This is a genomic window from Acinetobacter sp. AOR18_HL, from assembly GCF_027855145.1.
Taxonomy (GTDB): Bacteria; Pseudomonadota; Gammaproteobacteria; order Pseudomonadales; family Moraxellaceae; genus Acinetobacter; species Acinetobacter pittii.
The window spans coordinates 61,662-75,230 of record NZ_JAKTIG010000080.1 but is presented as its reverse complement, the minus strand read 5'-3'; the positions used below and the strand labels follow the sequence as shown (position 1 = coordinate 75,230).

The 13,569-nt window shown below is 39.9% G+C and carries 13 protein-coding genes and 1 riboswitch; of the genes, 4 read left to right on the top strand and 9 right to left on the bottom strand.

The features are described from left to right. The first annotated feature begins 116 nt into the window (after positions 1-116). Both MKL51_RS19165 and MKL51_RS19160 read left to right on the top strand, forming a co-directional pair. Positions 117-929 carry an MBL fold metallo-hydrolase gene (locus MKL51_RS19165; RefSeq protein WP_181949729.1) on the top strand — a complete coding sequence of 271 codons (813 nt, stop codon included), beginning with the start codon at positions 117-119 and terminating at the stop codon, positions 927-929. After that, positions 926-1,504: a dual specificity protein phosphatase family protein gene (locus MKL51_RS19160; RefSeq protein WP_270904386.1), complete on the top strand. Its 579-nt coding sequence runs from the start codon at positions 926-928 to the stop codon at positions 1,502-1,504. Before MKL51_RS19165 ends, MKL51_RS19160 begins: the two co-directional genes overlap by 4 nt. A gap of 29 nt (positions 1,505-1,533) precedes the next feature. Here the strand turns inward: MKL51_RS19160 and MKL51_RS19155 are convergent, their stop codons facing one another. The 5 genes from MKL51_RS19155 to MKL51_RS19135 form a co-directional block, all read right to left on the bottom strand. Next, entirely contained in the window at positions 1,534-2,592 is a 1,059-nt protein-coding gene (locus tag MKL51_RS19155) for an SPOR domain-containing protein (RefSeq protein WP_032006052.1), read from the bottom strand. Then, on the bottom strand, positions 2,583-3,869 hold the full coding sequence (folC, locus tag MKL51_RS19150) for a bifunctional tetrahydrofolate synthase/dihydrofolate synthase (protein WP_017482182.1): 1,287 nt from the start codon (positions 3,867-3,869) through the stop codon (positions 2,583-2,585). The genes MKL51_RS19155 and folC overlap by 10 nt, the downstream gene beginning before the upstream one ends. Next, positions 3,866-4,762 carry an acetyl-CoA carboxylase, carboxyltransferase subunit beta gene (gene accD / locus MKL51_RS19145; protein ID WP_002116475.1) on the bottom strand — a complete coding sequence of 299 codons (897 nt, stop codon included), beginning with the start codon at positions 4,760-4,762 and terminating at the stop codon, positions 3,866-3,868. Before accD ends, folC begins: the two co-directional genes overlap by 4 nt. Further along, positions 4,759-5,562 (bottom strand): tryptophan synthase subunit alpha, encoded by an 804-nt coding sequence (gene trpA, locus MKL51_RS19140; protein ID WP_002116163.1) that lies wholly within the window; start codon positions 5,560-5,562, stop codon positions 4,759-4,761. The genes accD and trpA overlap by 4 nt, the downstream gene beginning before the upstream one ends. A gap of 246 nt (positions 5,563-5,808) precedes the next feature. Then, the gene (locus MKL51_RS19135) at positions 5,809-6,858 is read right to left on the bottom strand and encodes an AraC family transcriptional regulator (protein ID WP_017482184.1); all 1,050 of its coding nucleotides are present in this window, start codon (positions 6,856-6,858) and stop codon (positions 5,809-5,811) included. A 121-nt stretch (positions 6,859-6,979) separates the two neighbouring features. On the opposite strand from MKL51_RS19135, the gene MKL51_RS19130 reads away from it, so the two are divergent. Further along, complete coding sequence (locus MKL51_RS19130; protein ID WP_025468518.1) at positions 6,980-7,855, top strand: metal-dependent hydrolase; 876 nt, start codon at positions 6,980-6,982, stop codon at positions 7,853-7,855. Between the two features lie 8 nt (positions 7,856-7,863). Here MKL51_RS19130 and MKL51_RS19125 read toward each other — a convergent pair whose 3' ends face one another. Genes MKL51_RS19125 through MKL51_RS19110 form a run of 4 tightly spaced genes read right to left on the bottom strand, consistent with a single transcriptional unit; the run spans position 7,864 to position 11,291 of the window. Continuing rightward, positions 7,864-8,859: a DUF2804 domain-containing protein gene (locus tag MKL51_RS19125; protein WP_017482186.1), complete on the bottom strand. Its 996-nt coding sequence runs from the start codon at positions 8,857-8,859 to the stop codon at positions 7,864-7,866. Between the two features lie 37 nt (positions 8,860-8,896). After that, positions 8,897-9,409 (bottom strand): DUF1543 domain-containing protein, encoded by a 513-nt coding sequence (locus MKL51_RS19120; protein ID WP_001139542.1) that lies wholly within the window; start codon positions 9,407-9,409, stop codon positions 8,897-8,899. Positions 9,410-9,418: 9 nt separating this feature from the next. Further along, complete coding sequence (gene trpB, locus MKL51_RS19115) at positions 9,419-10,648, bottom strand: tryptophan synthase subunit beta (protein WP_017482187.1); 1,230 nt, start codon at positions 10,646-10,648, stop codon at positions 9,419-9,421. Next, entirely contained in the window at positions 10,623-11,291 is a 669-nt protein-coding gene (locus MKL51_RS19110; protein ID WP_032006058.1) for a phosphoribosylanthranilate isomerase, read from the bottom strand. The genes trpB and MKL51_RS19110 overlap by 26 nt, the downstream gene beginning before the upstream one ends. 126 nt (positions 11,292-11,417) lie before the next feature. Continuing rightward, positions 11,418-11,624, top strand: a riboswitch (cobalamin riboswitch). A 24-nt stretch (positions 11,625-11,648) separates the two neighbouring features. On the opposite strand from MKL51_RS19110, the gene MKL51_RS19105 reads away from it, so the two are divergent. Beyond that, positions 11,649-13,565 carry a TonB-dependent receptor plug domain-containing protein gene (locus tag MKL51_RS19105; RefSeq protein WP_017482189.1) on the top strand — a complete coding sequence of 639 codons (1,917 nt, stop codon included), beginning with the start codon at positions 11,649-11,651 and terminating at the stop codon, positions 13,563-13,565. The last annotated feature ends 4 nt before the right edge of the window (positions 13,566-13,569 follow it).

The following is a 13,569-nucleotide window of genomic DNA, read 5'->3' as shown; positions in this document are numbered from 1 at the left end:
CACACCCGAAAAAGTCATCCGTAGTGATGGCTTTTTTATTTATGTATTGAATACTCATGGTTTTTATTGTCCAGATCAGTTATAACTCGAAACGATTCGGTAAAAAAATAAAAATCATGATCTATAAAATTCATCATTTAAAGTGCGGCAGCATGTGCCCAGTTTGTGCACCCTTATTTGGACAAAAAGGCTTCCGAGCTGAAGTAATCTGTCATTGTCTTTTAGTTGAAACTGATCGAGGCTTAGTGCTTATCGATACTGGCTTTGGCTTGCAAGATTACTTACATATGAAGCAGCGCCTAGGCTCATTAGTTAAACGCTTAGGCAATATTGAGCATAATCTTGAATTTAGTGCGATCCAACAAATTCAAAAGCTCGGGTTTAGTCCCAAAGATGTACAGCATATTTTTGTCACTCATCTTGATTTTGACCATGCTGGTGGTATCTCAGATTTTCCTCATGCCACAATTCATGTTTTAGCAGCAGAATACAACGCTGCCCAACTTCCAAATTTTAAAGGCAAACTTCGCTATAGAACCAATCAATATAAAGATCATCGGTATTGGAACTTCGTTGAATATCAAAAAGGTGAAGCATGGTTCAACCTCGAAAAAGTCAAAGGTTTTCCGCTGTTTCAAGATGAAATTTTAATGATACCACTGTTAGGACATACAGCTGGACATTGCGGGATTGCCATAAAGCAACAAAATCAATGGTTATTATTTTGTGGAGATGCCTACTACTCACACCTAGAGTTAAACCCTAAAAATAAATTAAGATCACTTGGTCTGGTGGAAAAAACATTTGCAGAAGATAATGAAAAGCGTCTTTTTAACCTCAAGCGTTTACAGCATTTAGCCCAACATGAACCCACGATTGAAATAATTTGTGCTCACGACCCCGATGAGCTTAAACGGTATCAAACATGAAGAAATTATCGCTCCTTACACTTGTCATCTGTATAAGTTTACAAGGGTGTATTCAGCACGAAAGTATCGCCCATGAGCATCGACCACAAGATTGGGGAAGCTTAGTTTCTCAGACTCATAACTTTTATCAAATTAGTAATGATGTTTATCGCAGTGAACAACCTGATACTGCAATGATTTCTGAATTAAAGAATCATCAAATTGGAACGATCATTAATTTAAGAGCCAAAGACGCAGATAGTTTAGTTTTTAAAAATGAAAATTTTAATCTTGTGCATATTCCTATCAACACTTGGGCAATTGACCGACATGACCTCTTAGAAGTCATGCTACAAATCAAACTTGCCAAACAGAATGATCAGCGCGTTTTATTGCACTGCTACCATGGTTCAGATCGTACAGGCGCCAGCGTTGCCATGTATCGCATTATTTTTGAAAATTGGGCAATTGATGATGCGGTTAAGGAAATGAAACAAGGGGGTTACGGTTATCATATTATTTGGAAGAACATTGACCGATTATTTACACCTGAAAATGTAAAATGGATTCAACAGCAACTGTCGAATCCATCTTAGTAACATCTTGAGTGGAATTTTTAATTTGGTTAACGTTGGTCTAACGGTACCCAGTCAATCACCCACGCTGATTTCATGTTTAAACTTGAATCAGAAGTAATTTTCTTACGAGCAGCATCTGCTGTATCACGGTCTTTTGCAGGTCCAACCATAATACGAATACCCTTACTGGTTGGGCTTGTAGTGACCTTATAGCCTTTAGCTCGTAATTTAGAAACAACTGCATCTGCATTGGCTTGGTTAGCAGCCAAAGCGACTTGAACCATCCACTTTTTATCGCCATTTTCAAGCAGTTCACGTGCTTTTTCAGCTTCAGCTTTTTTCTCAGCCTCAGCTTTTCGTTTAGCATCGGAGGCTTTTTTATCAGCTTCTGCTTGTCGTTTGGCTTCAGCAGCTTTCTTGTCTGCTTCTGCTTGGCGTTTTGCTTCAGCAGCTTTTTTATCTGCTTCTGCCTGTCGTTTAGCTTCAGCTGCTTTCTTTTCTGCTTCTGCTTGGCGTTTTGCTTCAGTTGCTTTTTTGTCTGCTTCTGCCTGTCGTTTAGCTTCAGCTGCTTTCTTGTCTGCTTCTGCTTGGCGTTTTGCTTCAGCAGCTTTTTTGTCTGCATCTATTTTTGAAGTATCAGTTATTTTATTCACCGTATTGGTTTGCTGGTTTTTAGCTTTCGCCTCACCCACTAACTCCGGTGGAATATTATCTGAACTTTCTTGAGCCGCTGTACGGCGCGCATTAATCGCAGCGTACTCTGCTGCAGCTTTACGAGCAGCATCAGCTTCAGCTTGCTGCTGCATTGCTAAGAACTCAGCTGCACGTGCTTCTTGTTCAGCAACGGCCTTTTCACGTGCACGACGCTGTTCTTCTAGCAAACGTTTTTCAGTCTCAACATCAACCGCAAGCGGTTGTAGTTGTACCATTTGCCCTTCAGTTGTCTGTTTTGGTTTAGTTTGAGTTTTTGGCGATGTGGATGCGGATGGTTGAGCTTCAACCTGTTTTATTTCCTCATTTCCTTTTAGAAGTAATGCTGCCAATAAAACACCACCTCCTAGTAAAACAACGCCACCCATCCAGCGTTGTTTGTTATTCATTGACATTCTTCCAAATACTCCCAAATCGCTTCTAAAGTATGAAACGAACCACAGGCCAAAATCAGCTGATTGTTATTTGTTTGCTCAAGCGCTGATTTAAAAGCCTCTTTGATATTGCCATATTGTTGTACTGTCTGGCCTTGCAAGGCATCATTGAGTTGCTGAATCGGTGCAGCACGCGGCACATTCAATTCAGCAATTTTCCAATGTAAAACAGTAGGTTTCAATAAATCGACCACTGATTTTATATCTTTATCTGCCAGCATTGAAAATACTGCGACAACTTCTGTGTACTGTTTATTGTATTCTAAGAAATTTCGCAATTGCTTTAACAAAAATTCAACACCATGTGGATTGTGCCCAGCATCAAAAATGACCGTTTTCCCGTCCACTTGGCGCTGTTCAAAACGCCCTGCTAAGCGAGCAGATTGAATACCTTTTTCTAATGCTGACTGAGAAATCTCTAGTCCGCTATTTAAAATGGCCGCAACTGCTCCTGCAATATTTTCAATCGCTAATGTACCTAAAGGAAGTTTTAAAGTGGTTCCTTCCGAAGCAAAGTACCAGTTTTGTCCATCTTCTGCGAGCTTATAAAAATAATCACGATTAACGGTATATAAGTCTGCTTGTGAACTTTGTGCTTTATCTTGAATTGCTTGCGGTAATTGTTGCTCACCCGCGAAGATAACCGGAATATATGGACGAATAATGCCTGCTTTTTCAAAAGCAATTTTTTCGATGGTATCGCCTAACCAGTCTATATGATCTAGGCCAATATTAGTAATCACTGCAATGTCGGGATCAATCACATTGACGACATCTAAACGTCCGCCCAAACCGACTTCGAGCACCCATACATCACATTGTTGTTGTTTAAAAATAACAAAAGCAGCCAAAGTGGTTGCTTCAAAAAAAGATAAGCTTAAATCACAATCGCGACGAGCCTGATCGACTTGAACAAAAGCATCAATCAGACTTTGATCATCGACTTCAACTCCACCTAACTTAACTCGCTCATTAAAGCGATAGATATGCGGTGACTGATATAACCCAACTTTATAACCCTGTGCGTTTAATATCGCAGCCAGTGTGGTTGTGGTTGAGCCTTTACCATTCGTTCCGGCTACTGTAAAAACTTTAGCATGAGGCTGAGTTACACCCAGCTTTTCTGCAACAGGAATTACACGTTCCAGACCAAGATCTATCCCTGTAACGTGAACATGGCTCCAATAATTGAGCCATGTATCTAAAGAGTCTATTGAAAGTGGAGCTTGTTGGTTCAAGGTAAGTTCATCAATTTCGATACAAGTCGAGATACAGTATCACGTAAAGCATGACGATGAACAATCTGATCGATTACACCATGATCAAGCAAATATTCAGCACGTTGGAACGGTTCTTCAAGAGTTTCACGTACAGTCTGCTCAATTACACGCTTACCAGCAAAGCCAATCATTGCTTTAGGTTCAGCAATATGAATATCACCCAACATTGCTAAAGAAGCTGTTACACCACCATACACAGGATGTGTTAACACGACGATATATGGTAAGCCAGCATCTTTTAATTTTTGAATCGCAGCAGAAGTACGCGCCATTTGCATAAGCGACAACATACCTTCTTGCATACGCGCGCCGCCAGAAGCTGCGAAACAGATTAATGGCTGACGTTTTTCAATTGCAAGCTCGGCAGCCTTTACAAAACGATCACCTACAACTGTACCCATTGAGCCGCCCATAAAGTCGAACTCAAAAGCACATGCAATCATATCTACGCCATTTAAGTTACCTTGCATGGCAATTAACGCTTCCGTTTCACCAGTTTTGCTTTGCGCTTCACGCATACGATCTGGATACGGTTTAGAGTCAACAAACTTTAATGGATCTTTTGCAGTAAATTCTTGACCCAATTCAGTTACAACATTATCGAAGAACCAGTTCAAGCGGTCACGAGCTTTCATTCGTAAGTGTTCGTCACATTGCGGACAAACATATGCATTGAAAGAAATTGCTGTACGTGTCACTAGTGCATGACATTCAGGACATTCAATCGTTGGCTCAGTAAATGTTGCTTTGAGAATTTGTTGCTCATCTGCGACTTCAATACCTGGAACCGGACGTTTTGTCCATGGTGTCGAAGGGCTAAGAACTTTCCCTGGTTTCACTTCTTGATTCATACTAACTCATCGAGCGCTGCTCGAAGCTCCTTGACTTTACTCACCGTCTGTTCAACAGCGTCATCCGCTGCCAACGTTGCAAAATTTTTAACGAAAGCACTACCTACAATCACGGCATCAGCAACATTACCCATTGCTTTTGCTGAAGCGGCATCACTAATACCAAAACCAACACCCACTGGAATATTAGTGGCATTTTTGATTTTTTGAATACGCGCAGCAGCTTCTGCCGTATCAAGTGTTGCTGCTCCAGTTACACCCTTAAGTGAAACGTAGTAAATAAAACCACTTGCCTGATTAGTCACATGTTGAATGCGTTGATCTGTAGAAGTTGGCGCAAGCAAGAAAATTTGGTCCATATCATGTTGTTTCAACACAGCACCAAACTCTTTTGACTCTTCTGGTGGTAAATCCACAAGTAATAAGCCATCTACACCACATTGTTTCGCATGAGAAACAAACTTCTCGTAACCAATCACCTCAACCGGATTGAGATAACCCATTAAAACAACAGGTGTCTCCTGATCCTGCTCACGGAACTCTTTTACCATGTTGAGTGCATCCAACGTGTTAGTCCCTGCTGCAAGCGCACGTTCAGCTGCAAGCGCAATTACCGGACCATCAGCCATTGGATCTGAAAATGGTAAACCAAGCTCAATGACATCTACTCCTGCCGCAACCATTTTATGCAGTAACGGAACCGTTACTTGTGGCTGTGGATCACCCGCCATAACATAAGATACAAGCGCTTTACGTTGTTGGGACTTAAGCTTTTCAAAACGGGTGGCAAGACGTGACATAGGGTTGTGCTTTCCTTGAATTATTTAAAATTGAGGAGTTGTTTGTAGAAATACAAGAACATCGCATTTTAACGCTATTTTTTGTCCATTGAACAGGTCTAACGTTATGGCGATATTCGATTGTATGATTCATACAACCCATGGTGTACATTTATCAATATTTTGAAACTTTTCTCAATGATCAAAGCTTCCTATTTTCGAGCCATTATTAGATTGCTTCCCGATCAAAAAACAATCACACAAAACTTATTTCTCAATATTTTTATTGGCGAGTTGTAATTCCTTTTTCCGCGTGAGTAAAGTTTGTCCTGTCAAATTTTTATGAGCCCGTGCAAGTGCCGACTGATCGGAATATCCTAACTGTTCAGCAATTGTGGTGAGGCTTTCATTTTGGTGAAGTAATATTTCACAGCGTTTCATGCGTTCAGTATCTAAAATTAATTTAAATGAAGTATTTAATGACTGTAATTGACGCTGCAAGCTTCGTACTGAAATATTCAACTCGATGGCAATATCCTCTATTTTAGGGGCTTGTTGCTTATGTTTAAAATATTCATGAACAATCCAATGTATTTGCTGGGCTAAATCTGTATGTATTTTCCGCTGAGCTAATGCCTCTTCTGCTTGTTTCACCAAAAGTTGCATTAAGCTGGGGTCCGCATGTCGAGGACGAACATTCAATCCCTCACTTGCAAAAGTTAATGCATAGTAAGGTTGCTCAAATGATAATTTACATTGAAAGAAACGCTGATAGTGAACTAAGGGACCACGTGAGCGGTGCACAAACTCAACATGCTGCAAGAGAAAATCATGGAAAGGAGCAATTTGTTTAGCAAGCTGAACCATAGCAGCTAAAGTCAGCTCACAAAGTATGATATTACTGGCATCAACTAGCGGCCAATACAGACGAATGTTAGAAGCATCTTGTTCAACTTGCATAGGCACGACTTGCTCACCGTCAATCACGAGACGATGAAATTTCATGACATATTCAAGAACCTCTGCAAAGCTGCCACTCCGAGAAGCCATATATCCCAGTACACCAAAATTGGCAGGTGTAATACAAGTTGCCATTTCTAGGGCTAAATTAGAAACTTGTAGACGAGACTCTGTCAGCTCTAAAAGTTCAAGAAAAAAGTTTAAAGAAGATTGAGCATCAATAGATGAAGCTAAAATATTTTGAACTTGACGGGCCTGAACATCTGTAAGGTTTAATGCCTGCCAATCGATTCCTTTCTCTTTTAGATAAGTATTCCACAGATAAAAGTAGCCATTTGAAATCGTAAAATCCTGCATGGCTCATCCTTTTTTTAATGCCATCTTGTCGCAAACTGTATAAAAATTGGCAATAACTGTCAAAACAAAGCCGACTATTAGCGACATACTAATGAACATGTTAGATGCGAGAAATAAAAATATGAACGCACATGTTTCTTATCAGGTCGAGCCAGTAGTTCGTAAAGATCTAGATTTTCATTTAAACGAAGCGCCTCGCTTTTGGTTTAATAATGATCCTTTTTTGACTCGTATGTTTGATGCGCTCAGCTTAACCTTTCCAGATGGAGAGCGTTATTTTATTGAATGTGTCCGTATGTTCCGAGACAAAATTGATGATCCTGAACTACAAAAACGGGTTGCAGACTTTATTAAACAAGAAGCTCAACACGGTATTGCACATGACAAAATGAATCAGCTCATGAAAGAGCAAGGCATGCCTGTTGACCAGTTCACAGCCACACTTAAAAGAATTTTTCGTTTTGAACTCACCAAACGCTCACCACAATACAATATTGCGATGACAGCAGCAGCGGAACATTTAACAGCGCTAATGGCAGAAACGTTTTATAGCCATAAAAAAACTTTAGAAAATGCTCACCCCTATGTTCGAGCGCTGTTTGCTTGGCATGCCATTGAAGAGATGGAGCACCGCGATGTTGCTTTTGATGTCATGAAACAAGTAGGTGAAGTTCCTGAGTCGACTCGTCGTTTTGTATTGGTTCTTACGACAGTACTAATGTTTGGCTTTACACTCTATCGCACCAACATCATGTTGAAATGTGATGGCTTTAGTCCAAGAGAAAGACTCTTGATGAACCTTAAAGGTTTACCTTGGTTCTTCGGCAAAAATGGCACATTAACTGCCATGAAAAGCCAATATTTAGATTGGTTTAAAAAAGACTTTCATCCAAGTCAGCATCCAGTCATTCGTCAATATCCTGTTTGGATTGAAACACTCGAAAAGACAAATGATCCTATTGCAGCTGGTGAGGCATTCTGGCAAGCAGGTTTATAACCTGCTTGTTACCATTTCGCATAATGTTGTTCTAGTAAACCATATTGTTCGTAGCAATTGATGATATCGGTTGCCTCATGCTCAATCGTTCCGCTAATTTTAGCTTGCCACTGATTGAACTGGCTGCCGATCATTCTTAAATTAATATTTTCGTATCGGCACCAACCAATATGGACCTGTAGATTAAGTTTTTGATCTAAAGAGCTAATTTGCCAAAGCTCATCATTTACTTTTTCAAATAAAACATCAGTTAGTGGAAATAAAACTCCGTTAATCCATAAGCAGTTTTCATTACCAAAACTTTCATTAACACCAGAAGCTAAATTTAAACCAATACGACGCCCTTGCTCATCCCAGAAATTACATGAAAGCCAGAACCAAGCCGTTTCAGGTCGCAAAAAACCGCAGGTATCATCTAAAGAGGCAAATGTCTTTTCATCAAATTGTACGACTTGGTTTTGCTTATTAATAAACATTCCCTCTACAGCCAATGTGGTCTGCTTTTGGGTATAAGTCCAACCATTGATGCCAGTTGGTGTACACAAACTTAATATATCGGTTCCAGCACAAAAAATACGAGCGCTAAGCTGAATCTCACCATATTTAGTGACTCGAATGTATCGCACACCATTGGCATGCTGGATATCAAACTGATAAGGCGATTTAGAAAAATAACTTTGATTAAATAAGGGCTGTTCATCAAGGTAGGTTTTATGCCCCAAAGGCTGAATCGCATTCCACTCGATGACTTGCTCTGTTTCATGGTCATAAATATAGAAAAAACCGTGCCCAACCCAGCCAATATCTGCAATTGCCAGACCAATACTATAGTGTTTATGTTGAATGCCGCAGAATTTAAATTTTTTATATTTTAATTGCTTACGCCAGCCTTTAAGGACCTTACCGTAAGGGGTTTTATAAATATAATGTTGTACGTGAATGGTTGACGGTACAGATTCAAAACGCCCGTAGCGAGGCTGTCCATTTTCTTGAATTAAATCCATTTACCCACTTCCATATGAATATTAGATTTCAAATGACCTATACCACGGTCAAATACGTATTTTCCCAAATTGTTTCAGCAAAATCGCCTTTTATTAAATGAATATAGCGCCCTGCTACACAATCTATCGCTAAGCAGTCATCAATATCAATGACTCGATCTGTATGTGCTTTTTGCCACTGCCGATCTATAAATTGTTTACCTAATTGTTTGGCAGCTACCGCATTCGGTGCAACCACAAACTCATAACGGTGAAGTTCACCGAATTCACTTGCATTATATCCGCCCAGATTAATTAAATATAATTTTAAATCATCTGGTTGTGGAGCAGCATCTGTAAAATGAATTTGATAATTTTGCCCTTGAGAGCTAACTCCTGAGAGCTTGGCCCAAGCATCAATATGCAATCCTTGAGCCTCCCCAAACCAAGCCTGTTTAAGTTGAGGATAAACTTCTTCCAAAGTATCTCCTACAGCCATGACTACATCATGAACTTCTGTATTAGCGCGAGCATGACGCCCGCCTAACATCACCATAAACAAACTTGGCATTTTTTCCTCTTACATCTCAACCATTTCTACGCCATCAATGCGTGCAACTGTCATTAAGTCTTTATCACCACGGCCTGAAACAGTCGCAATAATAATCTGATCTTTAGACATCGTCGGTGCAAGCTTAGAGACGTACGCCATAGCATGCGAGCTTTCAAGTGCAGGAATAATCCCTTCGATTTTGGTTAAATCACGGAAACCTTGTAGAGCTTCTGTATCATTAATCGGCACGTACTCTACGCGCTTCATATCTTTCAAGAAGCTATGTTCAGGGCCAACACCCGGATAATCAAGGCCTGCCGAGATACTATGTGTCTCAATAATCTGGCCTTGTTCATCACTCATCAAGTAAGTACGGTTACCATGTAATACACCCACGTGACCCGCATTTAATGGTGCAGAGTGTTTACCAGTTTCAATACCAAAACCAGCTGCTTCAACACCATACATTTTCACGTTGGCATCGTTTAAGAATGGATAGAACAAGCCCATTGCATTTGAACCGCCACCCACACACGCAACTAATGCATCTGGTAAGCGGCCTGCTTGCTCAAAGATCTGTTTGCGTGCTTCACGGCCAATAATCGACTGGAAGTCACGAACCAATTGAGGATATGGATGTGGGCCTGCAACTGTACCAATTACATAGTATGTCGTATCAACGTTGGTTACCCAGTCACGCATCGCTTCGTTCATGGCATCTTTCAGCGTTTTAGAACCACTTTGTACAGGAACAACTGTAGCACCCAACAAACGCATACGATAAACGTTCATCGCTTGACGCTTAACGTCTTCAGCACCCATATAAACAACACATTCGAGACCTAAACGTGCTGCAATTGTTGCTGTTGCTACGCCATGCTGCCCTGCACCAGTTTCGGCAATAATACGTTTTTTACCAGAAAGCTTTGCCAATAACGCCTGACCAATCGTGTTGTTTACCTTATGTGAGCCTGTATGGTTCAAGTCTTCACGTTTAAGGTAAATTTGCGCACCACCTAACTCTTTTGACCATCGCTCAGCATAATAAAGTGGACTAGGACGACCTACATAGTAGGCGAGGTCACGGTCGAATTCTGCCAAAAACTGTTCATCATTTTTCATGCGAGAATAGAGATTTTCTAAATCTTCTAATGCCGCCATTAGAGTTTCTGACACAAAACGTCCGCCATGGATACCGAAATGCCCTGCAGCATCTGGGTACTGTGTATAGTCAATCACATTGTTTTGCTGATCCACGTTGGACTCCTTGCATAAATCGTTCAATGAGTTGTTGGTCTTTTATACCTTTTGCGGACTCTACGCCTCCGCTCACATCTACTGCAAAAGCACCGGTAGTATGAATAGCGTCAATGACATTGTCAGGGCTTAAACCACCTGCCAAGATTAATGGAATATCAAGTTTTGGGAACTTAGACCAGTCAAACTGATGTCCTGTGCCCCCTTTGAGCTCAGGATGCCACGCATCGAGCAATACAGCACTGGCACCAGCCGCCTGATATTTTTGAATTTCAGCAACTACATCCAGATCAGGTTTAACCTGAATCGCTTTATACCAGCGACGTTTACAATGGCGAGCAATTTCCTGACATTGTTCTGGAGTTTCATCGCCATGTAGTTGTAATACATCTAGGGGAACACAATCAAGTACATCCTGAATTTCAGTAGCACTCGCATTTACAAACAAACCTACCATTTGTACATAAGGCGGAATTACTTTTGCTAATTCTTGGGCCTGTTCAACTGTTACATGTCTTGGACTTGGCGGAAAAAAAACAAAACCAATCGCATCCGCTCCAGCAACAACAACTGCCTGAACATCTTGCATCCGAGTAATTCCACAGATTTTTGCTCGTGTACGTTTTTGGTTTGATGGGTTCATGATCTGCCTAAACTACGACCATTTCTTAAAATAAGCGCCATTGTAATGCAATTTTTGTCCCTTGCGTAAAAGTTCTCTGAGAATTGCTCCAAATGACATTGTATGAAGTAAATCGCCACTTTATACTGCGTAAAATTGGAAGCAAGTGTAAGCAATTCATGCTTTAGGGAAGCTGGTGAAAGTCCGGCACTGCCCCCGCAACGGTAACAATGTAAAGCATATTTTTTAAGTCGTTCTCGACTTACGCCACTGCAGTAATGTGGGAAGGTGAATATGTCCATAACATAAATATGGCGCTGAAGTCCGGAGACCTACTTGTTTCATCTATCTACCCGATCATTCACGTGGGGTGAATGTATGGAGCATGTTATGTCTAAGTCTTTTCAACCTACTCGTCTGGTAGGGGCTATCGCTATTGCGATGGGGTTTTCACCTGTTATTTTTGCTGAAGATGCAACGAATGTAACTCAGCTTGATCCAATTGTAGTGACTGCTTCAAAAAGTGCTGAAAAAGCAAGTGAAGTTCCGGCGCGGATTTCAGTGATTTCAAAAGAAGAAATTGAAAAAAATCCTATTTCAAATTTATCTAATATCTTACAAAAAGATGCATCTATTTATATCAAACAAAATGGTGGTCTTGGACAAGGCACTAATCTTTTGATTCGTGGTACAAATCCAAATCATGTACTGTTATTAAAAGATGGAGCACGTCTAAATACTCCAAATACCCTTTCCCCAATCTATCCTGAACTTTTAGATACAACTAATCTTGACCGCATTGAGATATTAAAAGGTCCTGCATCAGTTCAATATGGTACTGATGCGATTGGTGGTGTGATCCAAATGATTACATCTACACCTGAAAGAAACTCTGCATTCGTTACAGGTATTTATGGTGAAGATAATACTTATAAGGCCATTATTGGAACAGATTTAGTCAGTGATGCAGGATTCTTTGCTCAGATTCGTGGGCAAAGTATGGAAAGTGATGGAACACATATTTTCAACACACAACCAGACAATTTAAAAGCTGCTTATGATCAAAAAGGTTATAGCGCAAAATTAGGATATGACAATAAAAATAATTTAAATACAAGTGTTGAAATTTCTCAAAATAAAGGCGCTAATAATTATTCAGACAATGGTGGCATAAGTAATACAGCTAAACGTGAGTTTGACAATCAGTTAGTCAGTACCAGAGTCGAATACAAACCGACAACTAATATCACTATCAATACAAGATATTCTAATTTTAAAGATACACAGAAGTATCGTGAATCATCACCTTATCATGCCGACACTAAACGCAATGAAGGTGATTTAAATGTTAAGTGGCAATTTACACAGGCACAAAACATCTTGGTTGGCACAAGTATTGATAATACAGAGTATCAAGATGCCTCCATTTTAAATGGAAAGCAAGATATTGACTCTACTGGCTATTATCTACAACATCAATATAAAACTGATAAAATCAGCACGCAATTAGGCGTCCGCCTCGAAGATAATGAAAAATTTGGAACACATAATGTAGGACAAGGGGCTATTCGTTACTTTGTATTACCGTCAACCAGTATATATGCAAATATCGGAACAGCATTTAGAGCTCCTTCACTTACTGAATTGTATTATCACAGCGAAGCGGATTATGGTTCTTTTGGAATTTATCATACTTATGGGAATACTAATCTAAAACCAGAAGAAAGTACTTCATATGAAATTGGCTTAGATCATCAGTTTACTCCTGCATTAACAGCATATTTATCGGCATACAAAACAGACGTCAAAAATTTAATTGCCTCAACTTCAAGCTTTGATGTTGCAACTAATACAACGACTAGTACTTATGAAAATCTAAACAAAGCACAATTTTCTGGTGGAGAAGTTGGATTTAAATGGAAACAAGATGATCTATTTTTATCGACTGAATATGCCTATGTAAAAACTGAGAATAAAGAAACTGGTTTAGAAATTGCTTATCGACCTAAACAAACACTTACCTTAACTACAGGTTTAGAAAATGCTGTTTACGGTGTTAGCGCTTCTGTTATTGCCCGCTCTAGCTCTAATGCGCAGAATAGCTCTAATCCACAAAAAGTACCAGGCTATGCTACTGTCGATTTAAATGCTTACTGGAATATCAATCCAAACGTTAAAGTATTTACTAATATCGAAAATGTAGGTGATGCTGAATATAAAACAGTTTACAACTTTAGTAACTGGTATGTGAACGGTGGCCGTCAAGCTTCTGTTGGCGTAACTTTCCGTTATTAATTTC